This window comes from Flammeovirga sp. SubArs3, assembly GCF_947387565.1.
Lineage (GTDB): Bacteria > Bacteroidota > Bacteroidia > Cytophagales > Flammeovirgaceae > Flammeovirga > Flammeovirga agarivorans.
On record NZ_CANDOA010000013.1, the window covers coordinates 78,515 to 93,349 of the forward strand.

13 protein-coding genes are annotated in these 14,835 nt (G+C 33.1%); 4 read left to right on the forward strand and 9 right to left on the reverse strand.

The window, feature by feature from the left end; translation table 11 throughout:
• Positions 1 to 25: 25 nt before the first annotated feature.
• On the reverse strand, positions 26 to 1,072 hold the full coding sequence (locus tag QL232_RS24635) for an aminopeptidase (RefSeq protein ID WP_281616171.1): 1,047 nt from the start codon (positions 1,070 to 1,072) through the stop codon (positions 26 to 28).
• Between the two features lie 219 nt (positions 1,073 to 1,291).
• Here QL232_RS24635 and QL232_RS24640 point away from each other — a divergent pair, with 219 nt between their 5' ends.
• Both QL232_RS24640 and QL232_RS24645 read left to right on the forward strand, forming a co-directional pair.
• On the forward strand, positions 1,292 to 1,624 hold the full coding sequence (locus QL232_RS24640; protein ID WP_281616172.1) for a hypothetical protein: 333 nt from the start codon (positions 1,292 to 1,294) through the stop codon (positions 1,622 to 1,624).
• A 113-nt stretch (positions 1,625 to 1,737) separates the two neighbouring features.
• The gene (locus tag QL232_RS24645; RefSeq protein WP_281616173.1) at positions 1,738 to 3,378 is read left to right on the forward strand and encodes a C45 family peptidase; all 1,641 of its coding nucleotides are present in this window, start codon (positions 1,738 to 1,740) and stop codon (positions 3,376 to 3,378) included.
• A 134-nt stretch (positions 3,379 to 3,512) separates the two neighbouring features.
• On the opposite strand, the gene QL232_RS24650 is transcribed toward QL232_RS24645, so the two are convergent.
• The 4 genes from QL232_RS24650 to fahA form a co-directional block, all read right to left on the reverse strand.
• Entirely contained in the window at positions 3,513 to 4,328 is an 816-nt protein-coding gene (locus QL232_RS24650) for an energy transducer TonB (protein WP_281616174.1), read from the reverse strand.
• A 321-nt stretch (positions 4,329 to 4,649) separates the two neighbouring features.
• The gene (locus QL232_RS24655) at positions 4,650 to 5,696 is read right to left on the reverse strand and encodes a hypothetical protein (protein WP_281616175.1); all 1,047 of its coding nucleotides are present in this window, start codon (positions 5,694 to 5,696) and stop codon (positions 4,650 to 4,652) included.
• Between the two features lie 17 nt (positions 5,697 to 5,713).
• On the reverse strand, positions 5,714 to 6,937 hold the full coding sequence (locus QL232_RS24660) for a hypothetical protein (RefSeq protein ID WP_281616176.1): 1,224 nt from the start codon (positions 6,935 to 6,937) through the stop codon (positions 5,714 to 5,716).
• A gap of 178 nt (positions 6,938 to 7,115) precedes the next feature.
• Entirely contained in the window at positions 7,116 to 8,375 is a 1,260-nt protein-coding gene (gene fahA / locus QL232_RS24665; RefSeq protein WP_281616177.1) for a fumarylacetoacetase, read from the reverse strand.
• Between the two features lie 191 nt (positions 8,376 to 8,566).
• Between fahA and QL232_RS24670 the strand changes: the two genes are divergently transcribed.
• Positions 8,567 to 10,006: an aldehyde dehydrogenase family protein gene (locus QL232_RS24670; RefSeq protein ID WP_281616178.1), complete on the forward strand. Its 1,440-nt coding sequence runs from the start codon at positions 8,567 to 8,569 to the stop codon at positions 10,004 to 10,006.
• Positions 10,007 to 10,072: 66 nt separating this feature from the next.
• Here QL232_RS24670 and QL232_RS24675 read toward each other — a convergent pair whose 3' ends face one another.
• From QL232_RS24675 to metG, 4 genes are all read right to left on the reverse strand, one after another.
• Entirely contained in the window at positions 10,073 to 10,429 is a 357-nt protein-coding gene (locus tag QL232_RS24675) for a hypothetical protein (protein ID WP_281616179.1), read from the reverse strand.
• 134 nt (positions 10,430 to 10,563) lie between these two features.
• Positions 10,564 to 11,223 carry a hypothetical protein gene (locus QL232_RS24680; RefSeq protein WP_281616180.1) on the reverse strand — a complete coding sequence of 220 codons (660 nt, stop codon included), beginning with the start codon at positions 11,221 to 11,223 and terminating at the stop codon, positions 10,564 to 10,566.
• Positions 11,224 to 11,240: 17 nt separating this feature from the next.
• Positions 11,241 to 11,462: a hypothetical protein gene (locus QL232_RS24685; RefSeq protein WP_281616181.1), complete on the reverse strand. Its 222-nt coding sequence runs from the start codon at positions 11,460 to 11,462 to the stop codon at positions 11,241 to 11,243.
• A gap of 110 nt (positions 11,463 to 11,572) precedes the next feature.
• Positions 11,573 to 13,636, reverse strand: a complete 2,064-nt coding sequence (metG, locus tag QL232_RS24690) for a methionine--tRNA ligase (RefSeq protein ID WP_281616182.1) — start codon at positions 13,634 to 13,636, stop codon at positions 11,573 to 11,575.
• Between the two features lie 349 nt (positions 13,637 to 13,985).
• Here metG and QL232_RS24695 point away from each other — a divergent pair, with 349 nt between their 5' ends.
• Positions 13,986 to 14,723 (forward strand): class I SAM-dependent methyltransferase, encoded by a 738-nt coding sequence (locus QL232_RS24695; protein WP_281616183.1) that lies wholly within the window; start codon positions 13,986 to 13,988, stop codon positions 14,721 to 14,723.
• Positions 14,724 to 14,835: the final 112 nt, after the last annotated feature.

Sequence of the window (14,835 nt, forward strand, 5' to 3'; positions counted from 1 at the left end):
ATAAGCTCTTTACTACCTCTTTTTTCTAGAACAACGATTTATAATTGTCTTTTAGATAATCCATGTAAGCATGGAAATCACCATTGAATTCATTATCAAACTGCTCCTTAAATTCATTTTGTTTTTCTCTGTAGCGCTTGTAACTCATAAAGAAAGTATTGTTGGGAGTGAAATCATTAAAGTAATTACAATAACGATAATTGGCGAAATCTAAATCTTGAATCCCTGCTTTTATTTCTTCTATTTTTTTATTCTTAGCTTCCTGTTTTTCTTCCACTGACATCTCCTCTGTAAATGAGTTATATAAATCGTCTAACTCATTACTACCTTTCAAAATATATTCAGAAAATGTCTTTCTATCATCTTTCCTAGAAATATAATGGATGTATTCGTCTGAGGTTTTTCCGTATTTATAAATTAGGAAGCGTTTTGCTCCTTCATCTCCAACAAAATCGGCTAGATTTTCGTTAAAAGAAATTGAACTCATGGCATAGAGTGTTCCATGTGTCAACTCATGAATGATTAAATGAGCCAAACTACCTGTATTTCTATTGAGCATACTACTAAGTATGGGATCATTTAAAATACCCAATGTAGACCATGCTGCCACTTCACCTACTTCTGCATCGTACCCTTCTTTTCTAAGAGCATCTCTTGATTGTTTTGCTAAATCGATATCAAAAAAGCCTTTGTATGAAAATGTTCCGAAAATAGGAAAAGACCACTTTTTAGCTTCCAATTTAAAAGGATCACAAGCCGTTACTGTCCATAGAATTGGCTTTCCTTTTTGATCATACATTTTGGTATAGCTTTCAGATTCGTCCAAACCAAGAGAGTCAATGGTAAATTGTCGAATTTCCTGGATCAAAAGTATCTTATCTTTTTGTTGTTGAGAAAATGATGGATTGTCTAAATATTCCTGTAAAGGTTTAGCATTAAAAATGATATCCAATTGCCCTGCCCCTTGACGAATACCATAAACAGTTTCTTCATGATAGTATCCCAAGAAAACCAACACGGCAAAAAGTAAAAATAAAAGGGAACGCTTTAACCAAGTTTTCCAAGAATGCATATTGTTTATTTCTATAAAGTTTAGTGGATAAAATTACAATGAATTTCCTTTCGACGAAATATTTTTCAAATCCTTATATCTAATATATCTGTAGAATATCGCTTCGTCTTTATTTAGGAAAACCGATACAATACCTTGTTTTATCCTATTTATACTTTTGTATATTTGAATATCGATTCACTTAAATATCGATGTTTATACTACCATAAATAGATACAAATGACTATCAAAACGAATTTTTTAGAAGAATCAATTGTCTCATCATTGCACATTTCAGAAGACGAATTAAATGCAGAGAAGTTTCCAGAATTATCTTTGGTTAAGGTAATATTGGCAGTTTTTGAAAAAGAAAAACAATTGAGTTGTTCTCTTGCTCATACGCACAAAGTAAAACTTTTATATCCTATGGAAAGATATATCAACCAAGGGCTGAAAGTAAAAATTGATTGGAAGGCGTATTCATCACAACATTTTAATGTAACAGCAACGATCAATAAAAGAGATAAAGCACTTTTCAAATTCAATGGAACACTTGCTGTAAATCATAATTAAAATAAGATAAAGCATTCTTTAAAGTAAAAATTGAAACTTTGGGAATGCTTTTTTATTTTAGAGGGTTAACATATTAAATAATCATCACTCAATACATAACTCTCTAATATACTATGCGAAGACTGGGCATAGCTTTTTTGCTGTTATTCTTTATTCTTATCGTTTGGGTACAATCGTGGCTGTTTATTCCTACTCCAAAAATTAATAATACAGACATTACTCAATATCCTGTTGATACATTGGATGAACAACATCTAATGCTTCATAAAAACTTCATCAATAAAAATGAAGGTGGACTTTGGGAGTTATATACCGAAGGTTCCCCATTTGACATTGGATATAGTACTGGAGTTTTAGCCAAAGAACTCTTGGATCGTCATGAAGAAGCCTACATTAAGAAGATTACTGAAAAATCTCCAATAAAAAATAAGTATGCGATTCGGGCAATAAAATCGATGTACAACCGACATCTTGATAATAGAATTTTACCTGAATACTGTGAAGAAATGTATGGATTATCGAAAAGTGCTAATCCTAAATACAATGCTTATGGTTCAGCATATCAACGTATTTTAAACTATCACAGTTTATACGACATCGAAAGAAATTTTGATGAAGTAGAAGTAAACAGTTCTATTGGCTTTGTACTCACAGGCAACAAAACTTATGAGAGTAATATTCTAGTAGGGAGGAATTTTGAATTTGAAGTTCATCCAGATTTTCAGAAGGAGAAGCTCATACACTTCGTAAAACCTCTAGAAGGATTTAAGTTCGCGTCTATTACTTGGGGTGGATTTGTGGGTACTGTATCGGGTATGAATGAAATGGGATTAACAGTAAGTACAAATCCTGTAGAATCTGATATTCCGACAAAAGCCACCATGCCTATGTCTCTGATTACAAGAGAAATTTTACAATATGCCATGACGGTAGAAGAAGCATTCAATATCGCTCTAACTAAAGAGGCCTATGTTTCTGAAACTATCCTTGTTGCCTCAGCCTTTGATAGCACTGCTATTATCATCGAAAAAACGCCAGATGGAATAGATTCTATTCAGATGAGAACCAATGAACTCATCGCTACCAACCACCTTCAAACAGAAAAATTGAGAGAAAATAGAGTCTATGATCCTACATATGCTTCTTATTATAAATCCATCCGTATTCAGGAATTAATCAACAACAAAGAAAAGTTTACTGTTCCGGATATCGCATCAATACTAAGAGATACAAAAGGATTTGAGAATACAACAATAGGGTTGGGTAATAAAAAATCGATTAATTCATTGAACCTTCATCACTCCGTTATTTTTAAACCAAACACCAGAGAAATGTGGGTCTCTGCAGATCATCGACAACTCGATCAGTTTATCTGCTATAATCTAGATTCTGTATTTATTGAAGCTTATAACTATCCTCCAAAACCAACATTAGCTTCCAGTAATAAATACATTCCTAGGGATCATATTAAAGATTCACAAGAATATAGAAACTATCAATCGTTTCAGACCTTTGCCCAACTTATTGAAGACTGGACGCCAGATCTTCCTAGGTTTCAAGACAAAGAACTTTTACATTTTAGAAGGTTAAATCCAGACTCGTATTTAACCTATGAGCTATTAGGTGATTATTTTGCTAAGATGAATGATTGGGATATGGCTCAAGTGTATTATAAAATAGCTCTAGATAAAGAGGTGAGTACTTTCGAAAAAAGAAAAGCCATCGAAAATAAATATTTAATGGTGAGTAAATAAAAAGGCATCAATACTCTTTAGAATAATTGATGCCTCATATGGCAGGCTGATTAGACCTGCCTGTTGATTACGGATTGTAGGAATATACGAATAATATTCACTTACATATTATTTCATACAGTATCGTTTACATTTTAGTTTAATTTGAAATAGATAGGAATAACCATTCTCTGGCGAACTACTCGACCTCTTTGTCTTGCCGGTTGCCATGCTGGAGATTCTTTCAATACACGGATGGCTTCTTCATCACATCCTCCACCGATGCCTCTAGAGACTCTGATATCTGTTAAAGTACCATCTCTTTCAACAATGAATTCTACAAATACTTTTCCTTCGATATGCATTTGCTTTGCCATTCTTGGATACTTTAATTTTTTACCAAGGAATTTATAGAACTTCCCTAAACCTCCTTTAAATTCAGCAGTCTGCTCAACAATAATTAAAGGTTCATCACTAACCTCTTCGTCAGGTGACAGATCATCCTCAATAGGTTCATCAGGAATCTCAGCATCAGGATCAAATTCATTATTATCAAAAATGATATCTTCAATAGTAGGATCATCGGTTACTTCGATTTTATCGGGTATTACTCTTGGTCTAGGTTGAGGTTTCGGCTTTATGATTTCAATCGTCAATACAGAATCATAATGCTCGTTACCAATTACTCTATCAATATTCTCGGGAGTAATTAAAGCCTTATTGATCACTGGATATTCAAATGCCGCTAAAACAGTTAACATGGCAATAGATAATCCCAATAATCTAAAAAAGCCGGTATACCTATTAAGATTAACATCATCGTACTTCTTTACTAAATGATGTTGATTTGAAGTAGAAGAAGAGCTTTTCTTCTTAACGATCCTTCGGAAGAGCTGCACCAAAGAGATTAACAATGCCAGAAATAGAAGTACAATACCTCCTGGCCCAATAGTGTTTAAAAATTCATTCATAGACATTGGTGTTTAACGAGCATGCAAAAACATGCCCTCTATGTGAACAGATTTGATTAAAAAGAGGCCTCTTTGGTAATCTCAATGTAGAAAGATATTGGTAAGAATGTAAATGAGTTAATCCAACTTAACACAGTATACTAAAATGTTTACATTGATTAACAGTAAAAAGTATAAAAAACTAAAATGGAGTTAAAATAAATACTGGTAGTAATCAAAACATCAATAATTAATATCAAACATCAACAATTAGATAGAATATAATACTACATTTTTGTAAACATTCAGTTTATTATTTGTTCACATAAATGAAATATTCATCTAATCTCTAGGTAGTGTACACAATTTTTTCAACTGCTCTGTATACTTTCCCTGCCCAATGTTTGCAGAAAGTGTCAGTTCTAATTCTGGATAAATTAAAGTTCTTGTCGCCACAGATGGATAATACACCAATTTTAGAGAAATAGTATCTGAAGCTTTTTCAATTCTTCCTCTTCTGTTTAAAGATGATGTTTCTCCAAAAGGAATACTGACTGAAGAAGAGACAAATCCAATATGGTCAAAAGAGTTATTAGAATAATAAGGAGTCCATCCACCACCAATCTGTATAATTGACATTCTAAATTCTGTAGATAAAAATATTCTCTGGGTATTTCCATTCCATGTATAACCTGCAGTAGATACCCATCCAAAAGCATTGTGAGGATTATTAATAATATACTGTCCGTAGGTATTAATCAATGGATATGAATTATGAAATAAACTTTCTGAACTAGAAGTAATAATATGTTGAAGGTGTAATGCTGAAAAACTTACAACCCAATGCTCATGAGTGAAAAAGCTCAAACCAATACCAATATCTAATTTTCCCTCTTGCTGATTATTTAATGCATACGATGGTGCATTTCCAATCGTATTTGAAGTAGTACTTAGCTGACTACTATACACTCCAATATTATTACCTAATGCATATTGTTCGTATCCTAATGAAATACCCATCGAAAAAGCTTTTTCTCGATCTCTAAAAATCATTGAAAATGGCAAAGAGACATTTCTATAGGTTACTGTTCCGTTTTCCGAAATATCATTAGACAATGGGTAAACAATTTGATGATAATTGATACCTGCTCCTAAACCATTCTCGTTCTTCATCATCCAACCTAATTCTCCACCAGCATCTACATAGTCAATTCCATCTTTTGCAAAGCCATAGCGAAATGCAGCAGTACCCTTATTGATAGATGTTCCTGCTAAGGCAGGGTTTTGAGCAGAGTTTAACCAAAATGGAGTACCCGTTGGTAAATCTTGTGATACACCAATATACGAGTACATCACAAAAGTAAACATGAAAATAAATCGTAAAGTCATAGTAGTAGTTAGATCTCTTAAGGAGTAATGATAAATGATGATTGAAAGTTTTCTGCATATCCATCATCATATAATAATGAAAACTGTGCAGTATAAAAGGTCTCGGTAAATTCTTCATTGTCTCCAAAAACAAAGTTGATATCATTGGACTCATACACTTGTTTCTGATTCGCAGCAAAGATTCTAACATTACATTGATAAATACCTACATTCTCTCGGATCTTTAACTTAAACACATTGTCTTCTCCAAAAGAAGACCTTACTGATACTGCTGTAGGTACCTTTACTCTCGGAAAATACGGAACCTGTACATGATCTAAAGTATCTTTAAACCCATTACAATTTTCAGCTTCTTCAGCATCTGTGGCAATAAGTATCACACTATATTTTTTGAAAGGAGAAGTGACTCCTTTATCAAAATTAGAAGTAGCAAAAGTATAGACCAACTCTTCTTCGCTGGGGAGTAATACTTCATCTATCTTCACATCATTTTCATAAATTTCCCAAAGGTGATTTCCAGTATTAATAGAAGAATCTGCATTAAAAGTCACTTCGCCATATACTTCATCAGAAGGAGAATAACTTGAAGAAATTGTAGCCTGAGGCAATGGACTTACAAATGATATTTCTTGCACCCACTGACTTTCTAAACAAGAACTATTTCTTGAAGATTCCAGATACATTTTAAAATAAAGTGTATCCGTTGCAGGTCTGTCAATAAGAAGGTTTGATAGAGTACCAATATTGTTATCTATCGTTAGAGATTGTTCTCTGAAAAATTTATCATCTACATAAATTCTGACCACCTCTTTATCTGTAACGTCTCCTTCTGTTTTGAAACTGATACTTAACAGAGAACAATCATATGATAAATTGATATCGTAAACTGTTCTTTTTACTAACCCAAAAACATCTATATCAATAGTGTTAGAAGATACTATTGCTGATGAGTTAATCATCTCAATAGCTAGTGTATGTATTTTTACTGTAACTTCATCGTTCACTAAAACTCCTAATTTGGTTTCTGTAGAACTGATATATACAGTATCGATAATACTTCCCAATTCTTCGTATCCAGTAATAGAATGAAAGCTTTCATCTGCACTATGAGTGATCGTAATGACAATTGGTACCGAAGGAATATCGTTAATGCAAAATGCTTCTATATCTGCAGTGAGATCGAAAGCAGAAGACTTGAATGGCAGACAAATAAGAAAAAGTAAAAAGTAGATAATTTTCATATATCAATAAATAGATACCTTTTGTTTAGATAAGGTATTTGTATAATAAGATAATCATTTCGAGGTTAACAATTAAGCTTCTAAAAAAATAGTACCATAAAAAAGGTATTCCATTTAGAAATACCTTTTTTCACTTAAAAACAGTTTTTATTTAAATCATTAAGAATGAAATATCCTTTTATTCTTTTGATGGTAGAATCTGACCAATAGCTTCACCAAACCCAATTCTCAGTCCATCTTTCTCACACCAACCTTTCAAAATCAATGTATCATAATCTTCGATAAAGGTTCGCTCTGATCCATCCGACATGGTTAAAGGTTCAGTTCCGTTCCATGTAAGTTCTAATAAAGAACCAAATGAATCCTTTGTGGGTCCAGAAATAGTACCTGAAGCATACATATCTCCAACATTAATATTACACCCATTTACTGTCTGATGAGCTAATTGTTGACTCATACTCCAGTACAAGTATTTAAAATTGGATTGAGCAATTACTTTAGGAGCTATTCCTTTAGGTTGCATACTTACTTCCAATTGAATATCAAATGCTCTCGCTCCGGTTGTTTGTAAATAGGATAGAGGAGTTGGATCTTGTGATGGACCTTCTATTCTAAATGGTTCTAGAGCATCCATAGTTACAATCCATGGAGAAACCGTAGAACCAAAGTTCTTTCCTAAAAATGGTCCTAATGGAACATATTCCCATTTTTGAATATCTCTAGCTGACCAATCATTGAATAATAACATTCCAAAGATATAGTCTTCTGCTTTTTCTGCTTCTACAACATCTCCTAAACTTGTTGATTTACCGATTACAAATCCCATTTCTAATTCGATATCCATTCTAGACGATGGGCCATAAACTGGTTGTTCAGCGTTAGGAGGCATCTTTTGTCCTTTTGGTCGATGTATAGAAGTTCCAGAAACTACAATAGATGAAGAACGACCATGGTATCCAATCGGCATTTGTGTCCAGTTTGGCATCAAGGCATTGTCTTTTCCTCTAAACATTGTTCCTACATTGGTCGCATGTTCTTTAGAAGAATAGAAATCTGTGTAGTCTCCAATCTGGATTGGTAAATGTAAAGTAGCATCTTTTTGTTGTACTAATACAGCTTCAGAAATTGATGTATTTCCTTCAGATAAAAGATCAAAAAGTTGATGTCTTACTTGAGTATGAACTTCTTTACCAAGAGCAATAAAATCATTTAAAGTAGAGGAAGAAAAAACAGTATTTAAATCCTCATGGATAGACTTGAAATGAGAAGTAATCTTTTCCAAATCAACAATTTGATGACCAATTGCTACCCCTGCTCTTCTGTTGGGATTGTCTTTGGTTGAAAAAATACCAAAAGGTAAATTCTGAAGCGTAAAATCAGAGTTCTCAGGAATAGCTACCCAAGATATAGCGTTTTTGTTATGTGTTTTGTCTAGCATTTTGCTACTAGTTTATGCGTGTTTATCAATAAGTTAGTGATGTATTTTTTTGCATATTATCAAGAATTTCTACTAATTGATATTATTCTATAACACATGCAAAAGAAGATAAAGAATAGAGTATAACTAAAGATGATCAATAGTTATCATCAAATTCTTTTGTAATATAATCATCACTATTTATATCACCTATGGAAACAGAAATTATTCAAAGTGATTATAATTTGAAAAATGTTGAAGATATATTCATTCATTTAAAAAATAATATCAGCAACACCAAAAAGACTACTGCTAAAGAAAGAATTAAAAAGCTTTCTCAATTAGAAAAATATATATTAGATCATCGTCCTAAAATACAAGAGGCGATCTATAAAGACTTTAAGAAAAATCCTATTGAAGTCGATACCACAGAGATACTAAGTACTGTTGGACTCATTCGTCATGCAAAGAAAAATTTAAAAGCATGGATGAAACCTAAAAGAGTAGGTACTCCATTAAGTATGCTAGGTACGGGATCTAAAATTATCTACGAGCCCAAAGGAGTTGTATTAATTATTTCTCCTTGGAATTATCCGTTTTATCTCGCCATTTCTCCTTTAATTTATGCTATCTCGGCCGGAAATACTGTAGCTATAAAGCCATCAGAAATTTCATCTCATACTTCTAATTTCTTAGAAAAAATGATTGATGATCTGTATCCCGATAATGAAGTAAAGGTAGTATTGGGAGGTGTTGAAACTTCTACTAAACTATTAGAGCAGAAGTTCAATCATATCTTCTTTACTGGTAGTCCTCAAATAGGTAAAGTTGTGATGTCCGCTGCTGCAAAACATCTTACTTCCGTTACACTTGAACTTGGAGGAAAATCTCCTACTGTCATTATGGAAGATACGGACTTAAAGGATGCTGCAGATAAAATTACATGGGGTAAATTTATCAATGTTGGTCAGACTTGTGTCGCTCCGGATTATGTTCTAATACATAAAAATAAGGTACAGGAGTTTGTTGATCAGATGCAAAATACTATCAATGAATTTTACTCTCCTGATGGTGAGGTCATCAAACATTCTAAAGATTATTGTAGAATTATCTCAATCAAACATTTCTATCGTTTAAAGGAAATGATAGAAGATGCTGCAGAAAAAGGAGCAACAGTGATTATGAATGGTGAGTTTGATCCTGAAGAAAGATATATTCCTCCAACGTTAATCACTAATGTGACAGAAGAAATGATCGTAATGCAAGAAGAGATATTCGGACCAATTCTTCCTATAAAAACGTACTCAGATATTCAAGAAGCGTATGACTATATCAATAGTAAAGAAAAACCTTTAGCACTGTATGCCTTTGGAAATAAAAAGAAGGAGCTTCAAAAAGTGATAAAGAATACTTCTGCAGGAGGAACTTGTATTAACGAAGTAATTGTGCATATCAACAATCCTGATTTACCTTTTGGTGGAGTAAACAACAGTGGTATTGGTAAATCACATGGAAAGTTTGGATTCATAGGCTTCTCTAATGAAAGAGCAATCCTAAAAAATAGAGTAGGGATGACAGGAATAAAACCTATCTATCCTCCATATGGTAAACTTGCCAGTAAATTAACCGACTTTATTATCAAGAATTTTTAATAAGAAAAGGCCTTGCATCTGTATCGATGTAAGGCCTTTTCTTTTGTTATATTTCACAACTCAATGCTATCGAAGAAACTTATGTCTTGCGATAGTTCCATCAGTATATTTTTTCACTTCATCCATCCATATTTTTGCTTGTTCATCTTCAGATAAACATTGACTTTTATGAACGATGTTGACATTTCCAGAACTATAAACATCAAATACTGCAATCGCTCCACAATACTGAACCAATACGTATCTAGTTTTATTCTGATATTCATCTCTAAATGATAAATCTGGATCTAGCTTGCCCAATAGTCCTTGACTCTCAAGGTATGTTTCTACTTTCTCATCAATCAAATTCACATACTTATCAGTTTGTGCAAATGTTGATAATGAAACAACAATAAACGAAAATATTAGAAGTAGCTTTTTCATGAGATAATGTATTTAAGATAGATTGATAGATTTAATATGCTTTACATTATACTCTTACGCCTTAAAAAGAAACATTGTTACTAATATATAGTTAATAGATATTATGTAACTATTATATCAGGTGTTACTTAATACTATTCAACAAGTTTTGCCCTTAATTTTGTGATGTGTTTAAAATGAGGGTAGCGACTTAATAATAAATCTAACTGCTTAACATAAGCGTTTATTACCTCTTCATTATCATTTTTTTTCTGTAACAAGTGTTGGCCCACTAACCAGTGTACTTTCTCAGCAATAGACATTGCCTCTCCGTATTGTTGATAATGTTTTGGTAATAGATTTTGTAATCGCCAAACTTTTATGAATTTTAAAAACTCTGGTAATTGTTGGCTAAAAGCAACAGCTACTTCTAATAATTGATAAAAGCCATTTGGACGTTCTTTATCAGGATGAAACTTTAACCCCTCAATCAATAACATTAGATCATTTGCCTTTTTATAATCTTGCTTAGTGATACACCTTTCCACCATATTGTAAAGAATATAGCAGCCCATTTGTTGAAGCTTGTCTGCTTCCAATGGAATGTATTCGACAAATACTGAAAATAACTCCTCAAAAGAATCTATGTTATTTTCATCAGCAGCAACTTTTATCATATCATATAATACCCAAGCCATTGCTGCTTGTAAAGATTCATCATTAGGAGATAACTCTAATAATCTTCTAGCAGTAATAAACGCCTCTTGGTATTTACCTTCCTCCCTTAATTGATAGATTTCTGTTACTGAATACATGATAGATTAAATATGTTCTATTTGTCTTTACCGAAACGTCTTTTTCTTCCGCCTTTATTTCTTGAATTAGATTTCATCAGAAAAACTCTTACAATCAGTAAACCTGCAGAGAATAACCCCAATTTCATGGTACCTTCATATTCTCGACCTGCCTCCCAATCATAATAGGCCAAAAGTAAAAAAGAAGCGGCTGCAATTCCGAAGATCATATTAATGACCATACCGAAGCTTTTGTTCATAGTAAATTTATATTTATATAATTAGGTCTAAAAAGAAAAGAGTAAGAGGGTAGTTGTTGTTAAACCACACATCTTACTCCTTCATTTATGATAATATCAAATATTCTAAATTATCTTACGATGCTACCTTCAGCAATCTGATTTGTAGGCGAAACAAAAGATAGTGATCCATCTTTATCTTCAGCCATTAGGATCATACCTTGTGATTCAATACCTCTAATTTTTCTTGGAGCCAAGTTAACTAAAATAGATACTTGCTTTCCAATGATATCTTCAGGAGCAAAGAATTCAGCGATACCACTTACAACAGTTCTCTTATCGATTCCTGTATCAACTGTCAGTTTTAATAGTTTCTTTGCTTTTTTCACTTTTTCAGCTTCAAGGATAGTACCTACTCGAATATCCATTTTCTGGAAATCATCAAAAGTAGCTTCTTCTTTTTGAGGCTCAACAGGTGTTTGAGCTATTTTAGTTTTCTCTAATTTCTCAATTTGAGCCTCAATAGTCTTATCCTCCACTTTGCTAAATAATAACTCAGCTGGAGCTAAACGATCATAGGCAGTGATTAGTTCTGGATTACCAACTTGGTTCCAATCTAATGATTCCATTCCTAACATATTTTGAATCTTCTTCGCCGTATTTGGTAAGAATGGATCAATTGTAATTGCCAGGTTGGCTGCAATCTGCAGTGCCATATTTAAAATCGTTTTTACTAACTCAGGATCTTGTTTAAATAATTTCCAAGGTTCTGTGTCAGCTAGGTATTTGTTACCTAAACGAGCAAGTTTCATTGCTTCTTGTAAAGCTTCCTTAAACTTGTATTGTTCTACCAGCTTCTCTACTCTTAATGGAATCGCTTTCATTTCGACAATAATCCCTTCTTCCATAGGAGTAAACTCTCCAGCAACAGGTACTTCACCTTTAAAGTATTTGTGAGTAAGTACTACTGCTCTGTTGATAAAGTTACCTAGAATAGCTACCAATTCGTTATTAACACGTTCTTGGTAATCTTTCCATGTAAACTCTGAATCTTTATTTTCAGGAGCGATAGAGGTTAATACATAACGTAACTCATCCTCACGATCCGGAAGATCTTCTAAATATTCATGTAACCAAACAGCCCAATTACGAGATGTTGATAACTTGGCACCTTCTAAATTTAAGAATTCATTAGCAGGTACGTTATCTGGTAAAATAAAGTCTCCATGTGCTTTAAGGATAATAGGGAAAATCAAGCAGTGGAATACAATATTATCTTTACCGATAAAGTGAACTAACTTAGTATCCGCTTTTTTCCAATAATCTTCCCAGTTTTTACCTTGTTTCGTTGCCCAATCTTTCGTTGCCGAAATATATCCGATAGGAGCATCTAACCAAACATACAATACTTTGCCATCAGCACCTTCGATAGGAACTTTGACACCCCAGTCTAAATCCCTTGTCATGGCTCTAGGTTGTAACCCTTGATCTAACCAAGATTTACACTGTCCCATCACTGAGTTTTTCCATTCGGCAGGGTTATGGTGTTCTCTACCATCTAATATACCTTTCTCAATCCACTCACGTACCCAATCCTCATGTTTGTTCATTGGAAGATACCAGTGACGAGTAGTTTTTAAAGTAGGAGTTGCCCCAGTAATCGTCGACTTTGGATCAATTAAATCTGTGGGACTCAATGAAGTACCACATTTTTCACACTGATCACCATAAGCACCTTCGTTACCACATTTAGGACAAGTACCTACAATATAACGGTCAGCAAGGAACTGCTTTGCTTCCGCATCATAGTATTGTTCAGACTCTCTTAATTCAAAATGACCTTTTGCTTCCAAGTTTTTGAAAAAATCTTGAGCAGTTTCATGGTGAATTGGAGCAGAAGTCCTATGAAACAAATCAAAAGAAATACCGAATTTCTCGAAAGTATCCCCGATCTGTTTATTGTATTTATCTATAATATCTTGAGGAGTGATTCCTTCTTTTTGTGCACGAATTGTAATCGCTGCACCGTGTTCATCACTACCACAAATAAACGCTACGTCTTTTCCTTTCTGACGTAATGATCTCACATAAATATCAGCTGGTAAATATGCACCTGCGATATGTCCAATGTGTAAAGGACCATTGGCATAAGGTAATGCCGCCGTTACAGTATATCTATTGTAATGTTTTGACATGAATTGTCTACTTGTTTACAGTTCCTTAGACTCATTTTAACTGACGATAAGTCAAACACAAAGTTAATATTTTTTACCTAGTTATTCACTTTGTTTATGATTGAATAACAGATGTTTTCGTGACTTCAAATCAAAGTTATTCACACTTAACCTCTGAAATTGTTTATAACTTTTTGAAAAATTCATTTTTAGCGAAAAAAATATCATATTTTCAAAAAGTTATGCACAGCTTACCATTTTGTTTTGATGTATACCACCTAAAAAATTACATTTGTGTCATACATTTTTTCAAAACGACCACAAAGGTAAGAGTTGTTGGTCAGAGAATTCATAAAAAGTCGTGAATAAAATGCAAAAGGGCGAAGAATGGTTCGATCAATGGTTTAATACGCCATATTATCACATTCTATATCAAAACAGAGACTTTCAAGAAGCAGAAGATTTCATGCGAATCTTATCGTCTCAACTTAATATAACTACTAACGACAAAGTGCTGGATTTAGCATGTGGAAAAGGTAGACATGCTATTTTCTTGAATAAAATTGGCTTCAATGTAGAAGGTATTGATTTATCAACAGAAAATATACATCATGCTCAGCAATTTGAAAACGATCGACTAAAGTTTTTTACTCATGATATGAGAGAACTTTATAAAAAGGAAGAATTCAATTTCATCTTCAACTTATTCACATCATTTGGCTACTTCGAAACTGAAGCAGAAGATTTATTAGCATTGCAAATGATTGCTGATAGTCTTAAACAAGGGGGTACTTTAGTACTGGATTACTTCAATACTTATAAAGTTATCAACAGTTTACCACAAAAAACAGTGATCGAGCGTCCAGAAATCACTTTTAATGTGCATAAATACCTGGAAAATCGACATGTGATGAAGGAAATTTCTTTTATAGCTGATGGAAGAAACCATGTATTCACAGAAAGGGTGGAAGCTTTAAAAAACAAAGATTTCTGTAATCTATTCCAAAAAGTAAATCTCGAATTGCTACACACCTATGGAGATTATCAACTCAATGAATTTGATAGAGAAAATTCAGACAGAATGATTTTCGTAGTAAAGAAAAAATAGTCAACACTTTAATGGTTAATCAAATCAAGTGTTTAAAAAGAAAAATCCTGGATTCTTAAGAGTTCAGGATTTTTTTGTTGGTAAAAAATTATATTCTCAGACTTTTTCAGAT

What these genes read in the sequence shown, in the direction of transcription:
- QL232_RS24680 (WP_281616180.1), bottom strand. Translation starts at nt 11,223, where the DNA reads ATGTATTCAGTAACAGAAATCTATCAATTAAGGGAGGAAGGTAAATAC.
- QL232_RS24640 (WP_281616172.1), top strand. Translation starts at nt 1,292, where the DNA reads ATGACTATCAAAACGAATTTTTTAGAAGAATCAATTGTCTCATCATTG.
- QL232_RS24655 (WP_281616175.1), bottom strand. Translation starts at nt 5,696, where the DNA reads ATGACTTTACGATTTATTTTCATGTTTACTTTTGTGATGTACTCGTAT.
- QL232_RS24695 (WP_281616183.1), top strand. Translation starts at nt 13,986, where the DNA reads ATGCAAAAGGGCGAAGAATGGTTCGATCAATGGTTTAATACGCCATAT.
- QL232_RS24675 (WP_281616179.1), bottom strand. Translation starts at nt 10,429, where the DNA reads ATGAAAAAGCTACTTCTAATATTTTCGTTTATTGTTGTTTCATTATCA.
- QL232_RS24650 (WP_281616174.1), bottom strand. Translation starts at nt 4,328, where the DNA reads ATGAATGAATTTTTAAACACTATTGGGCCAGGAGGTATTGTACTTCTA.
- fahA (WP_281616177.1), bottom strand. Translation starts at nt 8,375, where the DNA reads ATGCTAGACAAAACACATAACAAAAACGCTATATCTTGGGTAGCTATT.
- QL232_RS24670 (WP_281616178.1), top strand. Translation starts at nt 8,567, where the DNA reads ATGGAAACAGAAATTATTCAAAGTGATTATAATTTGAAAAATGTTGAA.
- QL232_RS24660 (WP_281616176.1), bottom strand. Translation starts at nt 6,937, where the DNA reads ATGAAAATTATCTACTTTTTACTTTTTCTTATTTGTCTGCCATTCAAG.
- QL232_RS24635 (WP_281616171.1), bottom strand. Translation starts at nt 1,072, where the DNA reads ATGCATTCTTGGAAAACTTGGTTAAAGCGTTCCCTTTTATTTTTACTT.
- metG (WP_281616182.1), bottom strand. Translation starts at nt 13,636, where the DNA reads ATGTCAAAACATTACAATAGATATACTGTAACGGCGGCATTACCTTAT.
- QL232_RS24685 (WP_281616181.1), bottom strand. Translation starts at nt 11,462, where the DNA reads ATGAACAAAAGCTTCGGTATGGTCATTAATATGATCTTCGGAATTGCA.
- QL232_RS24645 (WP_281616173.1), top strand. Translation starts at nt 1,738, where the DNA reads ATGCGAAGACTGGGCATAGCTTTTTTGCTGTTATTCTTTATTCTTATC.